A 17,329-nucleotide genomic window follows, 5' to 3' on the forward strand; every position below is an offset into this window, starting at 1 on the left:
TCACCCCGTCGGGCAGCCGCCCGGCGGGGTGCGTGCTAGCGTCACGAAACGGGACAGGTCGCCGGTCGCAAGGACGCAGCCGTGAAGCGGACGCGAACGGCATGCGGCCGAGAGCAGAAGACGGGACACGGGGAGTGCCTTCAGGTGGCCACTGCGGAGCCGACACGCGCCGACGACACCGGTCCGGACCCGGACGCCGGCGCGCGACCCAGGGTGCCCGCCCCGCAGTCGGGCGACCACGACCGTGACGACCGCGGCGACCGCGCCGGCCGGGGCGCGATGGTAGAGCTCGAGCGGGACCACGTCCCGGACCCCGAGGCGCCGGGCGGCCGTGCGGACGACCGCGCGGACGGCCCTGCGCAGGATCCCGCGCACGACCGCGCGGACGGCCGTACGGGCGACGCGGGCCCCGCGCGTGAGCCGTCGCGGGTGAGATCCGCGCTCGACCGGCTGGGCGACCGGCTGCGACGCCATCCCGTGCTCGCCATGACGGGGCTGTCCGGCGTCCTGCACCTCGTCTGGTTCTTCACGTTCGCGAACAGTGGTGGCGACCTCGCGGCGCAGGACGCCTGGGCCGAGTTCGTCGGCCGCCACCCCGACTCCGCGTACAACCTCGCCTGGTACGGCGGCATGCACCCGGTGTCGTACAGCATGGTGTCGCCGTATCTGATGTCCCTGCTCGGCGTCCGGACGACGATGATGATCGCCGGGACGCTCTCGGCGGGGCTGCTCACCCTGATCCTGCTGCGCTGCCGACCGGTGAAGAACCCGTTGTGGCCGGCGCTGGCCGGGGTCTTCGCCCTGCTGTGCAACGCGGCTTCCGGGCGCGTGACGTTCGGGCTCGGCAACACCTTCGCGCTGGGCGCCGTCGCCGTCGTGTTCTGCTGGCCGTACCGCTGGCGCTACAAACGCTGGGCGAAGGCGCTGTGCGCCGCCCCGCTCGCCGCGCTCGCCACGATGGGTTCGCCGGTGGCGGGGCTCTTCGTGGGGCTCGTCGCCGCCGCGCTGTTCCTGCAGAAGCGGCGGCCGGGCGCGTGGGCGCTGGGGCTCGCGCCGACGGCCGTGGTCGCCCTGTCCGCCTGGCTGTTCCCGTTCTCCGGCACCCAGCCGATGTCCTTCGGCTCGGCGTCGCTGCCGCTGCTGTCCGCGGTGGTCGTCTTCGCGGTCGTCCCGCGCGACTGGAAGACGGTGCGGATCACCTCGGCGGTGTACGGGCTCGGGGTCCTGCTGGTGTGGCTGATCAGCTCGCAGATCGGGTCCAACATCACGCGTCTCGCGATGCTGTTCACGGGCGTGGTGCTGATGGCGGCGCTGCCGTTCGCCGTGCCGCGCAGCCGCAAGTGGTACGCGATCGTCGTGGCGTTCCTCGGGTTCGTGGGCTGGATCGGCTTCAAGTCGGTCGACGACGTCCTGCGGACGACCCCGGCGGCCTCCTGGGCGCGTGAGCTGGCGCCGCTCGTCAACGAACTCCAGGAGATCGGCGCGGAGAAGGGACGGGTGGAGGTCGTACCGGCCCGCTCGCACCGCGAGGCGTCCGCGCTCGCGCCGTACGTCAACCTCGCCCGGGGCTGGAACCGCCAGGCCGACATGGAGCGCAACCCGCTCTTCTACGACGACACCCTCAACTCGGCGAACTACCACGAGTGGCTCCAGCGGTGGGCCGTGCACTTCGTGGTCGTCCCGAAGGAGGCGCTGGACGGGGACGGCGGCGAACGGGAGCGGGAGCTGGTGCAGCGGGGGCTGCCCTATCTGGTGCAGATCTGGGGCGACGCCAACTGGCAGCTGTTCAAGGTCACCGACCCCGCCTCGCTCGCCGAGCCGAACGCGGTGGTGCAGCGGGCCGAGCAGGGCGAGATGACGATCGACGTGAAGAAGCCGGGGCGGATCCTGATCCGGATCCCGTACTCGCCGTGGCTGAGCGTCGTCGACGCGCAGGGCAAGAGCCTGAAGCCGCCGCAGGAGACGGACGCGTCCAAGGACCGGGCGGAGGGGGAGCCGAAGACGTACGACAACGTCGACGGGTGCCTGTTCGAGACGGAGGAGGACGCGGAGGGGGACAGGTGGACGATGCTGGTCGCTCCGCGGGCGGGGGTCTATCGGCTCGCCGCGCCCTATCAGCTGCCGCGGGGCACGCCGTGTCCGGACGAGTTGAAGTGAGCGTGGCCTGACGCCGGCGTCGCCGGGGGCCGCCGCCCCCGGGCTCCCGCTCCGGCCCCGAACGGGACTCGTCCTCACTCTCCCCCGGAGGGGCTGCCGGGCAGGCCGGTGGTGCGGAGGTTCGCCACATGGGTGTCCGTGCCCGGGACCGTCGGGACGAACGGTGCGAGCAGTTCCACCCGTCCCAGGCCCGACTCCGTCACCGCCTCCTCCAGGCCGGTGAAGTGCGGTTCCCAGCAGTCCCTCGGGTCGGTTTCCAGGAACCACAGGAGGGTCAGGCGGGTGTCGACGCCCTCGACCTGCTTGACGTAGGTCATGCGGTCGCCGGGGAGGGGGGTGGGGCGGAAGACGGTGACCATGGCCGCCGGGGAGCCCGCCACCCGCTTGGGGAGGTGGCGGGCGCGCAGCCACTCCAGGAGTTCGGCGCGCTGCCGTGCCGAGTCACTGTCGATCACTTCGAGCACCAGGCCCGCGTACGGGTGGTCCAGGGCGTGGAAGTCGCGGGGACCGGCGGCGCCGTCCCGGTACACGGTCGTCTCGTGGTCCTGGAACGCCGTGAAGACGTGGGTGCGGTCCTGGTAGACGCGGGCGTCCCGGTTGAGGCGCTTGTTGATGGCGACCGTCCACTTCATGTGGTCGTCGTAGCGTCCGTCGGTGATCCAGTAGGTGGAGAGGTAGCAGCCGGCGGTGACCGGCCGGGCGATCGCCGACTTCTCCGGCCGGCGCAGGAGCTGGAGGTCGCGGGTCGCCACCCACCTGCGGCCGGCGTACATCCAGGGCATCGCCATCGCGCCGGCGTAGTAGTGGTCGTCCTCGTACCAGCGGTTGTAGGCGTACTCGTGGCCGGGGTGCGGTTCGACCATGGTGATCAGGGCGTGGCCGGGGCGCACCCCGTAGGGGCCGACGGCGGCCAGTTCGGCGTACGTCTCGCTGCGGGTCTCCTCGGACATGGGAACTTCCCTTCCCTTCCGTCCTCCTGCGGTCGCTCATACTCTGACGGTCCGTCAGTTGATGCGCCAGGGTCGGGAGTCAGGGAGGTCTCATGTCATTGCTCGACGGCAAGACCGTCGTCGTCTCGGGAGTCGGCGCCGGGCTCGGTCACCAGGTCGCCGCCGCGGTCGTCCGGGACGGCGGGAACGCCGTGCTGGGGGCGCGGACCGAGGCGAATCTCGCGAAGAGCGCGGCCGGAATCGATCCCGAGGGGGTGCGTACGGCGTACCGGGTCACCGACATCACCGACGAGGGGAGCTGCGAGGCGCTCGCGGAGCTGGCGCGGGAGCGGTTCGGCGGGATCGACGCCGTGGTGAACGTGGCGGCCTGGGATTCCTACTTCGGCGGGGTCGAGGACGCCGACTTCACGACCTGGCAGTCGGTGATCGACGTGAACCTGCTGGGGTCGCTGCGGATGACGCGGGCCTGTCTGGCCGGGCTGCGGGTGCGCGGCGGGTCGGTGGTGTTCATCGGGACGCAGTCCGCCGTGGCGGCCCCCTCGCAGGTACGGCAGGCGGCGTACGCGGCTTCCAAGGGGGCGCTGACCAGCGCCATGTACTCGCTCGCGCGGGAGTGGGGGCCGCACCGGATCCGGGTCAACACCGTGCTGCCGGGGTGGATGTGGGGGCCGCCGGTGCAGGCCTACGTCCAGTTCGCCGCACAGACGGAGGGGGTGCCGCAGGAGGAGGTGCTGGGGCGGCTCACCGAGCGGATGGCGTTGCCCGAGCTGGCGACGGACGGGGATGTGGCGGACGCGGCGGCGTTCCTGGCGTCGGACCGGGCGCGGGCGATCACCGGACAATCGTTGCTGGTCAACGCCGGGGAGCTGATGCGATGAGTTCATGTAGGTGAACGCGAACCACCATACCGAATTCCTTTACCTCCCTTTGACCTTACGCTTACTTGTCGTGTTCACGCGGCAGCGCCCACGATGAGCGCCGGACTGAACGCCGGTCTGAACCCTGGGAGGGCGCACATGAACGGTCTCGACTGGGCCGTGCTCATCGGCTATTTCGGCGTGATGGTCGCGATCGGCGTCTGGTCGCACAAGCGCGTCGACAACGTGAGCGACTTCTTCACCGCCGGCGGCAGGATGCCCTGGTGGCTGTCCGGCATCTCGCACCACATGTCGGGCTACAGCGCGGTGATGTTCACCGGGTACGCGGGCATCGCCTACACCTACGGCGTCACCTCGTTCGTCACCTGGTCCTTCCCCATCGCGCTCGGCATCGCCATCGGCTCGAAGCTGTTCGCGCCGCGCATCAACCGGCTGCGGTCGCGGCTCCACGTGGCTTCCCCGCTGGAGTATCTGAAGAACCGCTACGACCTCAAGACCCAGCAGGCGCTGGCCTGGTCGGGGATGCTGCTGAAGATCGTGGACGTCGGCGCGAAGTGGGCCGCCATCGCGACCCTGCTGTCCGTCTTCACCGGCATCTCCCTCAACCAGGGCATCCTCATCACCGGCGCGATCACCGCCGTCTACTGCACGATCGGCGGCCTGTGGGCGGACGCACTGACCGAACTCGGCCAGTTCGTCATCCAGTTGCTGGCCGGCGTCGCGATGTTCGTCGCCGTCGTGCTGAAGCTGAACGACAAGGGCATCGGGTTCCTGGACGCCTGGGACGAGCCGGCGCTCCAGGGCCACGACAAGCCCCTGGTCGCCCAGTACGGCACGGTGTTCCTGCTCGCGTTCCTGTTCATCAAGCTCTTCGAGTACAACGGCGGCATGCTCAACCAGGCCCAGCGGTACATGGCCACGGCCACCCCCAAGGAGGCCGAGCGGTCGGCGCGGCTGTCGGCGGTGCTGTGGCTGGTCTGGCCGCTGGTGCTGTTCTTCCCGATGTGGATGTCGCCGCTGCTGGTGACGTCGAACAAGCCGGACGGCTCCGACTCCTACGCCCTGATGACCGAACAGCTGCTGCCGCACGGCCTGCTGGGGCTCGTCATCGTCGGCTTCTTCTCCCACACCATGGCCATGTGCTCGTCCGACGCCAACGCCATCGCCGCCGTCTTCACCCGGGACTGCGCGCCGGTGATCTGGGCCAGGGCGCGGGAGTGGAACCAGCGGTCGGGGCTGATCGCGGCGCGGGTGGCGACCGTCGTCTTCCTGGGTCTGTCCATGGCGGCGGCCACGCAGGTCAACTCCCCCGCCTTCAAGGACATCATCACGGTCGTCATCAAGTGGGTGGCCGGGCTGATGGGCCCGATGGCGATCCCGATGATGCTGGGCCTGCTGCGCCCGTTCCGCCGCTCCGGCCCCACGGCCGCGCTCACCAGCTGGTCGATGGGTCTGCTGGCCTTCTGGCTGGTCAACTACCCGATCAACTGGAACGTCGACGGCGGAGTGCCGCTCCAGTACCAGGTGTCGATCCCGCTGGCCGTGTCGCTGGTCCTCTACGTCCTCGTCGGATTCATCAAGCCCGAGGACACCCCGGAACGGCTGGCGATCATCGAACAGATCAACACGGACGGGGACGGCGGCGCTTCGGCCGCCGCGCAGGTGCCGCGGCCCAAGGACGAGGTCCCCACGGCGGTGACGGACTAACCGCCCCTGGGATAGCGGGCCAGCCAGCCCGGCGACGCCCCGGCGGGACCGTGCAGGGCCGGCCCCTGGGTCATCTCCATGGCGAAGTCGTCGGCGAGTTCCAGGATCGTGGGACGGCCCTCCAGCTCGGCCAGCCAGGCCGGCGGGAGGGCCGTCTCGCCGTGCAGGGCGCCGAGCAGGCCGCCGGCCAGGGCGGCGGTCGGCCCCGAGGGCGCACCGTGGTTCACCGCGAGCCGCAGCCCGTGCCGGACGTCCTCCGCGACGAGCGCGCAGTAGACGGCAGCCGACAGCACGGCCTCCGCGGTCCCCGCGCCCGCGAGCTCCTCCACCCTCGCGGGCCCCGGCAACCCCTGCCGTACGGCGCCCAGCGCGCGCTGCAACGCCTCCGACACCGCCTCGTGCCCCGGCCGCGCGGCCAGCAGGGCGAGCGTCCGCTGCACCGCGCCGTCGAGACTCTCGCCGCAGGCCAGCGCGTGCACGGTGACGGCGTACGCGGCCGCCGCGAGGTACGCCGTGGGGTGGCCGTGGGTCTGGGCGGCGCACTCGACGGCGAGCTGGGCGACGAGTTGCGGTTCCCAGCCGACCAGCAGTCCGAAGGGCACCGAACGGGGAACCACCTCGGGCCCGGCCGCGCCGGGGCTCTTGGGCGAGTCCAGGGTGCCCATGACCTCGTCGCCGAGCCCGAGCAGCAGCGTCCGGGTCGGATCGCGCCGGGCGTACAGCCACTCCTCGCGGGCCAGCCAGCCGTCGTCCTTGCGGCGCAGGTCGGGCCCCCAGTCGCGCTGGGTGGCCGCCCATCTCAGATAGGCCCGGTGCAGATCGGTCGGCGGATGCCAGGCGCCGGTGTCCCGCCGCACCTGGGCGCGGATCAGCCCGTCCACGGTGAACAGGGTCAGCTGGGTGAGATGGGTGACCGCGCCGCGCCGCCCGTGGGCGGGAGCCAGGTCCACGATCCCCTCGGGCCCGTGCGCCTGCCGGATCTCCTCGATCCCGAGCCCGTCGACAGGCGCCCCGAGGGCGTCCCCGACGGCCGCGCCCAGCAGCGTGCCACGCACCCGGCTGCGGAAGTCCTGCTGTTCGGCACGGCCCCAGACGGGCCCGGCAGTCGCACCCACCCAGTCCTCCCGCACCGTGCGTACATACGACGTCCGTCACTGTAATCGAACAGCGTGCCGTTCCGGCCCTGTGCACGGGCGGTCCGGTGGAGGGGTGATGAAGACCTGGTGGGGTAAGGACACCGGCATGACCACCCCCACCACACGTATCCCCCACGCGTCACGCGTGCTTCCGCTCGGCGCCGCCCTCCTCACCGGGACGGTCGCGCTCTACATGCTTCTCGTCTCCTTCGGGAACATCACCGACTTCGGCACGAACCAGCAGTTCGTGCGGCATGTGCTGGCGATGGACACGACGTTCAAGGACGACGACGTGATGTGGCGGGCGATCACGAGCAAGGGGCTTCAGGACGCCGCCTATGTCGCGATCATCGCGTGGGAGACCGTCGCGGGGGTGGTGCTGGCCGCCGGGACGTGGTTCTGGGCGCGGCGGGACGGCATACGCGGCCGTTCGCTGTCCACGTACGGACTGGTCATGGTGATGCTGCTGTTCGGCGCCGGGTTCATCGCGATCGGCGGGGAGTGGTTCTCGATGTGGCAGTCGGACACCTGGAACGGGCTGGACGCGGCTACCCGGGCCTTCCTGTTCGCCGGGGTCGTGCTGATCGTGAACCAGCTGCCGACCGGACCGGCGCGGGACGACTCCCGGGCCTGACGCCCGCAGTTGCCGGACGCGGGGTTCCGGGACCCGGGGTTCCGGGACCCTCGGTTCCGGGACCTACTCGACGACCCTGACCTTCGTCCCCGTCTCGCCGAACGCCCACAGCGCCGTCCCGTCCGCCTTGGCCATCCGGATGCCGCCGGTCTGCGTGCCGGCGGCGGCCGGGGGCGGGGAGGAGCCGTCGACGGCGTTGGAGAAGGCGATGTTGACGCCCGAGGTGGCGGAGAAGTAGACGATGTGCTCGATCGCCACGCCGTCGGAGCCCGTGGTGGCGTCCTTGCGGAGCGAGACCGTGAAGCTGCCGACGGCCGGGTCCACCGTGCCGGGCCAGACCGTGAAGGTGCGGCGGGCCGTGTCGTCCGCGTCGACCAGCCAGACCCGGTGCTGCTCCAGCGAGTAGACGATCCGCCGGCCGGTGCCCGAACCGGCGGGCACCTCGGCCGCCTTGGGGGTGGCCGACGGTTTCGGAGAGGCCGAGGGCTGCGCGCCCGCCGACGCCGAGGCGCTCGGACGGTTCGCCGCCGACGCCGTCGGGTGCGGGCCCTGTTCGGCCTGCGCCGTCAGGAAGACGACCGCGGCGATCGCGCCGGTCGTCAGGCCGGTGACCCAGACCCAGGAGGGAAGCCGTCGGGCAGGCACGGGCACGCATCTCCTCAGCTACGGGACCCCTCCGGTCGGGGCCCGATCATCGTACTGCGAGGGGCCCGCCCCCCGGTCCCTGCACGACCCCTCAGTCCAGTACCGGCAGCAGTTCCGGCAGATGCCCGTCCGACGCCGAGGCCGCCCGCTGCCGCTCCTGCGGCACCTCGCCGTACAGCGTCGTACGCGGCCTGGCCGGACGGCCCGCCGCGTCCGCGACCGCGATCAGGTCCTTGACGGACTTGTAGGAGCCGTACGACGAGCCCGCCATCCGCGAGATCGTCTCCTCCATCAGCGTGCCGCCCAGGTCGTTCGCCCCCGAGCGGAGCATCTCCGCGGCCCCCTCCGAGCCCAGCTTCACCCAGCTGGTCTGGATGTTGGGGATGTGCGGGTGCAGGAGCAGCCGGGCCATCGCCGTCACCGCCCGGTTGTCCCGCATGGTCGGACCGGGGCGGGAGATGCCCGCCAGGTACACCGGCGCGTTCGTGTGGATGAACGGGAGGGTGACGAACTCCGTGAAACCGCCGGTCCGCTGCTGGATCCCGGCCAGGGTCCGCAGGTGGCCCAGCCAGTGCCGGGGCTGGTCGACATGGCCGTACATCATCGTCGAGGACGACCGGATCCCGAGCTCGTGCGCCGTCGTGACGACCTCGATCCAGGTCGCGGCCGGCAGCTTGCCCTTGGTCAGCACCCAGCGGACCTCGTCGTCCAGGATCTCGGCCGCCGTGCCGGGGATGGAGTCGAGCCCGGCCTCCTTCGCCGCCGTCAGCCACTCGCGGATCGACAGGCCGGTGCGGGTCGCGCCGTTGACGACCTCCATGGGTGAGAAGGCGTGCACATGCATGCCGGGGACCCGTTCCTTGACCGCCTTCGCGATGTCGAAGTAGGCCGTGCCGGGCAGGTCCGGGTGGATGCCGCCCTGCATGCAGACCTCCACCGCGCCCAGTTCCCAGGCCTGTTGGGCGCGGTCGGCGACCTGGTCGAGGGAGAGCGTGTACGCGTCGGCGTCGGTGCGGCGCTGCGCGAAGGCGCAGAAACGGCAGCCGGTGTAGCAGACGTTGGTGAAGTTGATGTTCCGCGTGACGATGTAGGTGACGTCGTCGCCGACGGCCGAGCGGCGGACGTCGTCCGCGATGCGGGTGAGGGCGTCCAGCGCCGGGCCGTCCGCGTGCAGCAGGGCGAGTGCCTCGTCGTCGGTGAGCTTCGTCGGATCGTCGGCGGCCGTCGCGAGGGCCTGGCGCACGTCCGTGTCGATGCGCTCCGGCGCCATGCCGGGGGCGGCCGCCTCGCGCAGGGCGCCCCAGTCGCCGTACACCTCGTCGAAGTCGTCGCGGCGGTCGGAGGTCCGGCCGTCGGTGTCGATGGTGCGGTGCAGGTCGGTACGGCCGGACGGCACGAACACCTCCTCCGGCTCCTGCCAGGGACGGCCCTCGACGACCGCGTCCGACACGGCCAGTCCCGTCTGCGGGTCGGCCAGCGCCCGCACGTGCGGCAGCAGCCGCGGGTCGAGCCACGGCTCGCCGCGCCGGACGAACTCCGGGTAGACGCAGAGACGTTCCCGCAGTGCGAAGCCGGCCGCCGCCGACTTCTCGGCGAGCTCGTCGATCTGCGGCCAGGGGCGCTCGGGGTTGACGTGGTCGATGGTGAGCGGCGAGACCCCGCCCCAGTCGTCGATCCCGGCCCCGATCAGCCGCCCGTACTCGCTGTCGACGAGGTTGGGCGGGGCCTGGAGGTTGGCGGCCGGGCCCAGGAGGTGGCGGGCCACGGCCACGGTCGCGACCAGCTCGTCGAGTTCCGCGTCCGGCATGCCGTGCATCGCGGTGTCCGGCTTGGCGCGGAAGTTCTGGATGATCAGCTCCTGGATGCCGTGGTAGGCGCGGGAGATCTTGCGCAGCGCGAACAGCGACTCGGCGCGCTCCTCGTAGGTCTCGCCGATGCCGATCAGGATCCCGGAGGTGAACGGGACGGAGGAACGGCCGGCGTCCTCCAGGACGCGCAGCCGGACGGCGGGCTCCTTGTCCGGGGAGCCGTGGTGGGGGCCGCCGGGCTCGGACCACAGCCGGGTGGCGGTGGTCTCCAGCATCATGCCCATGCTGGGCGCGACGGGCTTCAGCCGCTGGAAGTCGGTCCACGACATGACACCCGGGTTGAGGTGCGGCAGCAGCCCCGTCTCCTCCAGGATGCGGATCGAAATCGCGCGGACGTAGGCGATGGTGTCGTCGTAGCCGTGCGCGTCGAGCCACTCGCGCGCCTCCGGCCAGCGGTCCTCCGGCTTGTCGCCGAGGGTGATGAGGGCTTCCTTGCAGCCGAGGGCGGCACCGCGCCGGGCGATGTCGAGCACCTCGTCGGGCGACATGAACATCCCGTGTCCGGCCCGGCGCAGCTTGCCGGGGACGGTGACGAAGGTGCAGTAGTGGCACTTGTCACGGCAGAGCCGGGTGAGCGGGATGAAGACGCTCTTCGAGTACGTGATGACACCGGGCCGGCCGGCCGCCTCCAGGCCGGCGTCCCGCACCCGGGCGGCGGAGGCGGCGAGGTCCTCCAGCTGCTCGCCGCGCGCCTGGAGCAGCACGGCCGCCTCGCCGACGTCCAGGGCGACGCCGTCACGGGCCCGTTTGAGAGCGCGACGCATGGAGTTCTCGGTGGGGCCGGGGGTCGGGCCGGGGCCGGTTCCGGAGGTCGCGGAAGTCGTCATCCTTCGAGCATACGATCACGTTTTCCGAGCCCGGGGCGGGACCGGGGCCCGGAACGGAAACGGCGGCGGCCCCGGGGTCCCGGCCCGGACCCCGGGACCGCGGACCCTGAGTACGCGTACCCATCCCCCGTACGCAGCCGTACCGATGCCCCGCGCACCCCGGCGGATCTACGGTCGCCGCATGCCCGAGGAGATCACCACCGCCACCGCCGCCTCCCCCGTGCCCGCACCCGTGCCCGCGACCGCCACCGCCACCGCCACCGCCGCCACCGGCCGCACCGCCGCGCAGGCCTTCGGCATCGGCTGCGCGGTGCTTCTCGCCGTGCCGCTGCTCCTCGTCCTCGCCTTCGTCGGCTGGATCGCCGTGGTGACCAAGGACGCGTCGGACTTCCCGCGGGTCGCGCCCGAGGAGATGGTGAGCCGCGCCGTCGACCGCTCACGGGAGGCGTACGACGTCCTCGGGTTCACCCGCACCATCAGGCCCGGCGTCGAGGAGATCGGCGTCTCCACGGAGAACACGATCGGCTCGGACCACTGCTACCGGGGCGGTCTGACCGACGAGAGCGTCGACGGCGCCTACCGCATCAGTCACAGCTGGGCGCTCGACCAGGTCCCCGCCGAGCAGGCGGTCCCGGGTCTGCGCCGGCTGCGCGACCATCTCGAGGACACCGGCTGGGACATCACCTCCTACCGGGAGAACGTCTCCGGGGACTACTGGGACCTCTACGCCTCCCGCTCGGGCGGCGACGAGCGCGTGTCCTTCCAGTGGTTCGCGGACCGCGACTACTTCACCGGCGGCACCTCCACGCCCTGCGCCGTCGACCCGGACTGGCGGCAGGGCGACGACCAGCCCGCCGGGGACCGGCTGTGGCCGCCCGACTTCGGGCCGTCGGCGTGACGGAACAGGGCCTGGAGGTACGGCGCGACGGGTCCTAGAGGTACGGCGCGAACTCGTCCAGGGCGCGCAGCGCCTCCGCCTCCCCCACCGGCGGCAGCTGCACCACGACCTCCTCGATGCCCAGCTCCGCGTAGTACGCGAGCTTGCCGGGCGACGGGTGGACGGCGTACGGCACGACCTGGAGGGCGTCCGGCTCGCGGCCCGCGTCCGCCCACGCCGAGCGCAGCACGGGGAGCGCCTCGGAGAGGCCGCGACCGCCGATCGGCAGCCAGCCGTCGGCGTACTCGCCGATGTGCGCGAACAGCTTCGGTCCCGCGGCACCGCCGACGAGGGTGCGCGGGCCGGTGACCCGCCCGCGCGGCTTCTGTACCGGCTTGGGGTACGCCGTGCTGGCGCGGACGCTGCCGTACTCGCCCTCGTACGCCGTCGGTTGCTCCGCCCACAGGGCCTGCATCAGCCGCATCCGGTCCCGGACCAGCTCGCGGCGGGTACGCCACTCGACGCCGTGGTCGGCGGCCTCCTCCACGTTCCAGCCGTAGCCGAGGCCGAAGGTGAGACGGCCGCCCGACAGGTGGTCGACGGTGGCGATCTGCTTGGCCAGGTCGATCGGGTCGTGCTGGGCGACGAGCGTGATGCCGGTGCCGAGACCCAGCGTCTTCGTCACAGCCGCCGCCTGGCCGAGGGCGACGAAGGGGTCGAGGGTGCGGCCGTACTCGCGGGGCAGGTCGCCGCCGGCCGGGTAGGGGCTGGTGCGCTCGACGGGGATGTGCGTGTGCTCGGGCAGATAGAGCCCGGCGAAGCCGCGCTGCTCCAGCTCACGGGCGAGGCGGGTGGGGGTGATCGTCTCGTCGGTGAGGAAGATCGTGACGGCGATGCGCATGGGGGGCCTTTCGCTGCGTACGGCTCTGTCGACGGCGTCGTCGCGGGTGACGTTCCCATCTCTACCTGCGGAACGATCCACTGTCCATACCGACTGGTCGGCATCGATCTCAGAACGCGCCGGGGGTGTCGAGCGGCCACGGGTCCGGCTCCGACGGAGGGCTGTAGTCCATGGCCCGGGCGAGCTGTTCGCGCTGCCCGGCGTCGAGGGCGGCCTCGGCCGGGTGCGGGGGAAGGGTTCGGCAGTACTCCGCGAACCGGTCCCGGCGCTCCGGCCACACCGTCATCACCAGCACGTGCAGGATCAGTGCGAACACCGCCCAGGTCAGCAGGCCCACGAGCACACCCCCCACGATCTCGGCCGCATTCGGCGCGAACGCGTCACTTACGTAGAGCAGTTGGGCGGCGAGCCAGCCCGCGAGCAGCGGGGCGACCAGGATCGCGGCGATCTGGAGGCGGTCCTCGGCGTGATCCGACCAACGCGGCCATCTGGCGTCCTGGGCCCGCAGGAAGGGAGCACGCCGCCGGCAGTGCTCGGCGTCCACGTACAGCCAGATCAGCGGATGCGGCCTGGTATGACCGCGCAGCGTGACCAGCACGGCGGCCGGGACCGGATGCTCCGGCATCCGATCGGTTTCCGCGCCCATGGCGGTGACGGCCACCCGCCCGTCGTCCTCGATCCGGATCAGCCCGGCCAGCAGCAGCTCGGCGGCCCCGGCCCGGTCCGCGCCCTGGTCACCGTCGATCGTGGCCACCGCGTGGTACGGGTCGACCTGCGCCCCGTCCACCCGCGCGACGACGGCCCGGTCGGCCCGGTCCTGGAGCCACCACAACACACCGAGCACGGTGTACACCACGCAGAAGACCGTCAACACAGCGATGAGCAAATCCACTTGGCTCACGGTGGGCTTCCTCTCGAACGGGAACGCCATCCGCACCCGGCGGATCGGCTCACGTGCCGGAGTTTCCCGTACGCAGAGGAACCCATGTACGGACCACGTCCGTTCGTACGAACCCGTGACAACGCGACGGCATACTCGGCAACGCTGCAACTGAGCTGCCGAGCCGTCGACTTGGTTCAACTTCGGTGAAAAGGAGGGATGCCGATGCGTACGAGCGGGAACGGGAGCGCCCGCGGGCAGGGTTGGGGCCGCACCGCCCTGCGATCCGCGACGCTGCCGCTGGCCCTCGTCCTCACCACCGCCTCCGCCGCCAAGCGGCAGCTTGAGCACCTGTTGGAGCAGAGCGAACGCGAGCACATCACTGTCCAGGTGATCCCGTTCGCCATCGGCGCCTACCCCGGATCCGGACAGAACATCCACTACGCGTGCGGCCTCCTGCCCCAGCTCGACACGGTTTCACTCGACCAGTCCCATGGCCCCGTACTCCTGGACGCGGAGGCACAGTTGGAGATGTACCGCATTTTGCTGGACCGCATGGAGCGCGTGGCACTGGAGCCATCGAAGTCCCGCGACTTCATCCACGACCTCATCCACGACCTGTAAGGGGAACCGATGCCCACCCACGCCTGGCAGAAGTCGTCCTACTGCGGGCAAGGCGAATCCTGCGTCCACATATCCGCCGACCCCGGCACCATCCACCTCACCGAATCCGCCGACCCCTCCCACTCCGTCCTCACCACCACCCGCACCGCCTTCGCCGCCCTGCTCGACGCGGTCAGCGCACGTCGACCCGGTAGGTGACCCGCTCCGGCTCGGTCGTCGGGGTCGGGGTCGGGGACGGGCCCGCGCCGCCACCGCAGGCCGCGGTGCCCGCCGTGGGGAACGTGCAGTGCAGCAGCACGATCCGGGTGCTGCCCCTGCCGGTGGCCTCGAAGGTGAGGACGAGGGTGCCGCCGCCACCGACCGACCTGCCGTCGTCGGCCGACTCGTAGTCGCGGTCGGCGGCGCGGACCACCGACGCGTCCGGCTGCGGGGCGACCACGAGCCAGTGCTCGCGGGTGGACGCGTTCTCCGGGACGGAGAGCGTGAAGCGCTCGCCCACCTCGGCGGTGATGCTCTTGTCCTGCGTGGGGTGACTCGTGGGCTCGTCCGCGCCGGAGCCCGACGCGCAGCCCGCCACCAGCGTGACGGTGCAGAGTGCCGCCGCGACGGCCCGCGTGCCCCTGCTCGGTCCGGCCGCCATCGGCTCCCCCGTTTCGATCTTGACCGCCGGGAGGGTAGCACCCACCCGGCGGACAAGTCCTAGCCGTCGACCTCGTACCGCCCGACCTCCAGGAAGTACCGCAGCTCCTCCGGCGTCCCGTCGATGACCTCCTCGGCGGCCGCGCGCAGGGCGGCGCTGCTGGTCGGGTCGGCCAGGATGCGGAACACGGCGACGCGGTCGTCCTCGGCCCGGGCCAGGCGGTAGCCCGTCTCCAGGAACGCGCGCAGCGCCTCCGGGGTGCCGGCGTCGAGGGCCTTGTTGGCCTCCCGGACGACGCCCTTGCCGGAGTTCTTGTCCGCCAGGATGCGAGCGATGGCGACGGCGTCATCCTCGGCCCGGGCCAGGCGGTAGCCGGTCTTCAGGAACGTGCGCATGTCCTCCACGGTGCCGTCGAGGGCCTCGTCGGCCTCGCGGAGGACCCGCCTGCCGCTGTCCTCGTCCGCCAGGATGCGAGCGATCGCGACACGGAGGTCCTCCTCGGACATGTCGTCCACCGGCGTTCGGGGCCGGTGACGCGAGCCCGGCGGTCCCGGCTGCCGGACACCGGCAGTCCCTGTCGGCTTTCACTGCCGTATCCGCATCCGGTCGGCCGCTCGACGGGATGCTCAAATCCCCGTGCTGGGGCGGCGGTTACGTCGGAGGTAATGGCTCCGGGCCGTGGCCGCCGGTGATGATGGCGGCCTCGTCGCGTCAGCGGGACGCGGCTTCCCCGTCGGAAGGATCCCCCGTGTCCTCAGCCACGCCCACGACTCCCCGCGCCGTGGTGCGGGAACTGCTGCGCCGGATCGGCGAAGGGGACCCCGAGCGCGTCGCGGAGCTGTACGCCGAGCGGAGCGACTGGAGGCTGGACTGGCCGGAGGACGAGCACGGTCGCGCGCGCAGCGCCACCCCGTGGATCCGCCACCGGGCCACCCGTGCCGACGCCGCCGCCCACTACCGCGAACTCGTCGAGCACCACGTGCCCGGCCGGGCGGCCACCGTGATCGAACGCGTCCTCGTCGACGGTGACGACGCGGTCGTGCTCGGCGAGATCCGACAGACCGCCCGCTCCACCGGGCGGGCCTATCGCGCCCGGTTCGCGCTGCACCTCACGATCGAGGGCGGCCTGGTCACCCGGCACCACGTGTACGAGGACAGCCTCGCCGTCGCCCGCGCGTTCGGGACGGAGGGGACGGGCGAGGAAGGCGGGGAAGGTTAGGAGGGTTGGGAGGGCGAGGAAGGCGCGAAGGTACGAAGGCGCGAGGCGCGAAGGCCTAGATGATCGCCGTCTCCTCGTCCGCCAGGTCCGCGACCACTGCCGCGTGGTCCGAGGGCCAGACGCCGTCCACGGGACCGTGGCCCGCGCGGCGCACGTGCCGGACGTGGCCCTCGCCGACCGGGCCGGGCGGGCCCACGTGGATGTAGTCGATACGGACGGCGGGTTCCAGCAGGCGGGCCGCGTAGGGGTTCTCGGGACTCCAGGTGGCCGCGGGAGCGGCCGGGTCGGCGTAGTCCCAGGCGTCGTGGAGGACCTGTCCGGGGACGGCCGAAGCGGTCCTCGTGCCGCCGAACAGACGCACCTCGTCGGAGTCCGGCCGGGCGTTGAAGTCACCGGTGACGACGGGCGGGAAGGGCGTGCCGTCGCGGTGCCGGGCGACGAGTTCCGCGAGGGCGCCGACCTGGGCGCGGCGCACCGCCGAGGCGTGGCCGGCCGAGGTGAGGTGGGTGGTGAAGAAGGGGATGTCGAAGGAGGGGGCGGCCACGCGCGCGTAGAGGGCCGCGCGGCCGTCGGCCAGGTCGGGGGGCGCGGGCAGCACGAGCGTCTCCCGTTCCACCACCGACCAGCGGCTCAGCACCGCGTTGCCTATGTCGACCGAACCGGCGTCGGGGTCCTCGATCCGCTTCCGCCAGCGTTCGGGGGCCGGTGACGGGGCCCAGGTGCAGTGCAGACCGAGTTCGTCGGCCAGCCACTCGGCGAGGTTCTCGGCGCCGGCCGCCCACACCTCCTGGAGGCCGACCACGTCGGGGTCGAGCTCGCGCAGTACGGCCAGGATGGCCTTCTGGCGTTCCCGCCAGGGCCCGAACCGCCACCACAGGTTCCAGGTCACCACGCGCATGTGCAGCCACCCGCTCTCGTCGCGCCGACGGCGTCGGGGACCATTGAAGCAACAAACCTGTGCGTGAAGGAGTCCCACGGATCATGACCCGTTCCAGCGACCTCCGTTTCCGCGCGACCACCGCCTTCCAGCGGCACGTCGCCAACCCCCTCATGCGCCGCCTGCCGTTCCACACGCTCCTGGAGACCACGGGCCGTGTCTCCGGTCTGCCCCGGCGCACCCCGCTGGGCGGCCGCCGGGTCGGTGACGTCTTCTGGCTGGTCTCGGAGTTCGGCGAACGGTCCCAGTACGTCCGCAACATCAAGGCCGATCCGCGGGTGCGGGTGCGGCTGGGGGGACGGTGGCACTCGGGCACGGCCCGGCTGCTCCCCGACGACGACCCGGTGGCCCGGCTGCGCACCCTGCCCCGGGGCAACAGCGCGGCCGTCCGGGCGCTGGGCACGGGTCTGCTCACCATCCGGGTGGATCTGGCCGACTGACGGACGCGC

Annotated in this window: 17 protein-coding genes and 1 pseudogene; 9 read left to right on the plus strand and 9 right to left on the minus strand. The window is 71.9% G+C overall.

The features are described from left to right. Positions 1 to 144 precede the first annotated feature (144 nt). The gene (locus ASD48_RS08295) at positions 145 to 2,157 is read left to right on the plus strand and encodes a DMT family transporter (protein WP_057600705.1); all 2,013 of its coding nucleotides are present in this window, start codon (positions 145 to 147) and stop codon (positions 2,155 to 2,157) included. A gap of 74 nt (positions 2,158 to 2,231) precedes the next feature. Here the strand turns inward: ASD48_RS08295 and ASD48_RS08300 are convergent, their stop codons facing one another. Further along, positions 2,232 to 3,107, minus strand: coding sequence for a hypothetical protein (locus tag ASD48_RS08300; protein ID WP_057600706.1), 876 nt, complete (start codon positions 3,105 to 3,107; stop codon positions 2,232 to 2,234). A gap of 92 nt (positions 3,108 to 3,199) precedes the next feature. Here ASD48_RS08300 and ASD48_RS08305 point away from each other — a divergent pair, with 92 nt between their 5' ends. Continuing rightward, complete coding sequence (locus ASD48_RS08305; RefSeq protein ID WP_057600707.1) at positions 3,200 to 3,985, plus strand: SDR family oxidoreductase; 786 nt, start codon at positions 3,200 to 3,202, stop codon at positions 3,983 to 3,985. A 138-nt stretch (positions 3,986 to 4,123) separates the two neighbouring features. After that, on the plus strand, positions 4,124 to 5,692 hold the full coding sequence (locus ASD48_RS08310) for a sodium:solute symporter family protein (RefSeq protein ID WP_057600708.1): 1,569 nt from the start codon (positions 4,124 to 4,126) through the stop codon (positions 5,690 to 5,692). On the opposite strand, the gene ASD48_RS08315 is transcribed toward ASD48_RS08310, so the two are convergent. Then, the gene (locus ASD48_RS08315; RefSeq protein ID WP_057601075.1) at positions 5,689 to 6,807 is read right to left on the minus strand and encodes an ADP-ribosylglycohydrolase family protein; all 1,119 of its coding nucleotides are present in this window, start codon (positions 6,805 to 6,807) and stop codon (positions 5,689 to 5,691) included. The two genes, ASD48_RS08310 and ASD48_RS08315, sit on opposite strands and share 4 nt — an antisense overlap. 127 nt (positions 6,808 to 6,934) lie before the next feature. On the opposite strand from ASD48_RS08315, the gene ASD48_RS08320 reads away from it, so the two are divergent. Further along, positions 6,935 to 7,462: a DUF2165 domain-containing protein gene (locus ASD48_RS08320; RefSeq protein WP_057601076.1), complete on the plus strand. Its 528-nt coding sequence runs from the start codon at positions 6,935 to 6,937 to the stop codon at positions 7,460 to 7,462. A gap of 63 nt (positions 7,463 to 7,525) precedes the next feature. On the opposite strand, the gene ASD48_RS08325 is transcribed toward ASD48_RS08320, so the two are convergent. Together ASD48_RS08325 and ASD48_RS08330 are read right to left on the minus strand one after the other, a co-directional pair. After that, the gene (locus ASD48_RS08325; RefSeq protein ID WP_057600709.1) at positions 7,526 to 8,113 is read right to left on the minus strand and encodes a L,D-transpeptidase; all 588 of its coding nucleotides are present in this window, start codon (positions 8,111 to 8,113) and stop codon (positions 7,526 to 7,528) included. 85 nt (positions 8,114 to 8,198) lie between these two features. Continuing rightward, positions 8,199 to 10,802 (minus strand): bifunctional FO biosynthesis protein CofGH, encoded by a 2,604-nt coding sequence (locus ASD48_RS08330; RefSeq protein ID WP_057600710.1) that lies wholly within the window; start codon positions 10,800 to 10,802, stop codon positions 8,199 to 8,201. A 181-nt stretch (positions 10,803 to 10,983) separates the two neighbouring features. Between ASD48_RS08330 and ASD48_RS08335 the strand changes: the two genes are divergently transcribed. Beyond that, positions 10,984 to 11,700: a hypothetical protein gene (locus tag ASD48_RS08335; RefSeq protein ID WP_057600711.1), complete on the plus strand. Its 717-nt coding sequence runs from the start codon at positions 10,984 to 10,986 to the stop codon at positions 11,698 to 11,700. Between the two features lie 34 nt (positions 11,701 to 11,734). On the opposite strand, the gene ASD48_RS08340 is transcribed toward ASD48_RS08335, so the two are convergent. After that, positions 11,735 to 12,580 (minus strand): LLM class F420-dependent oxidoreductase, encoded by an 846-nt coding sequence (locus ASD48_RS08340; protein ID WP_057600712.1) that lies wholly within the window; start codon positions 12,578 to 12,580, stop codon positions 11,735 to 11,737. 109 nt (positions 12,581 to 12,689) lie between these two features. Beyond that, positions 12,690 to 13,481: a hypothetical protein gene (locus ASD48_RS08345; RefSeq protein ID WP_157880608.1), complete on the minus strand. Its 792-nt coding sequence runs from the start codon at positions 13,479 to 13,481 to the stop codon at positions 12,690 to 12,692. Positions 13,482 to 13,685: 204 nt separating this feature from the next. On the opposite strand from ASD48_RS08345, the gene ASD48_RS08350 reads away from it, so the two are divergent. Both ASD48_RS08350 and ASD48_RS08355 read left to right on the plus strand, forming a co-directional pair. Then, positions 13,686 to 14,084, plus strand: a complete 399-nt coding sequence (locus ASD48_RS08350; RefSeq protein WP_242432529.1) for a Scr1 family TA system antitoxin-like transcriptional regulator — start codon at positions 13,686 to 13,688, stop codon at positions 14,082 to 14,084. A 9-nt stretch (positions 14,085 to 14,093) separates the two neighbouring features. Next, entirely contained in the window at positions 14,094 to 14,282 is a 189-nt protein-coding gene (locus ASD48_RS08355; protein WP_057600714.1) for a DUF397 domain-containing protein, read from the plus strand. On the opposite strand, the gene ASD48_RS08360 is transcribed toward ASD48_RS08355, so the two are convergent. Together ASD48_RS08360 and ASD48_RS08365 are read right to left on the minus strand one after the other, a co-directional pair. Continuing rightward, entirely contained in the window at positions 14,257 to 14,769 is a 513-nt protein-coding gene (locus ASD48_RS08360) for a protease inhibitor I42 family protein (RefSeq protein WP_242432530.1), read from the minus strand. The two genes, ASD48_RS08355 and ASD48_RS08360, sit on opposite strands and share 26 nt — an antisense overlap. Positions 14,770 to 14,783: 14 nt before the next feature. Beyond that, a pseudogene (locus tag ASD48_RS08365) lies at positions 14,784 to 15,245 on the minus strand (ALF repeat-containing protein); the annotation flags it as partial. A gap of 227 nt (positions 15,246 to 15,472) precedes the next feature. Between ASD48_RS08365 and ASD48_RS08370 the strand changes: the two are divergent. After that, positions 15,473 to 15,943 (plus strand): nuclear transport factor 2 family protein, encoded by a 471-nt coding sequence (locus ASD48_RS08370; protein WP_057600716.1) that lies wholly within the window; start codon positions 15,473 to 15,475, stop codon positions 15,941 to 15,943. Between the two features lie 55 nt (positions 15,944 to 15,998). Here ASD48_RS08370 and ASD48_RS08375 read toward each other — a convergent pair whose 3' ends face one another. Then, positions 15,999 to 16,841, minus strand: a complete 843-nt coding sequence (locus ASD48_RS08375; RefSeq protein WP_057600717.1) for an endonuclease/exonuclease/phosphatase family protein — start codon at positions 16,839 to 16,841, stop codon at positions 15,999 to 16,001. An 83-nt stretch (positions 16,842 to 16,924) separates the two neighbouring features. Here ASD48_RS08375 and ASD48_RS08380 point away from each other — a divergent pair, with 83 nt between their 5' ends. Next, complete coding sequence (locus ASD48_RS08380; protein WP_057600718.1) at positions 16,925 to 17,320, plus strand: nitroreductase/quinone reductase family protein; 396 nt, start codon at positions 16,925 to 16,927, stop codon at positions 17,318 to 17,320. The last annotated feature ends 9 nt before the right edge of the window (positions 17,321 to 17,329 follow it).

Source organism: Streptomyces sp. Root1310 (assembly GCF_001426425.1).
GTDB lineage: Bacteria > Actinomycetota > Actinomycetes > Streptomycetales > Streptomycetaceae > Streptomyces.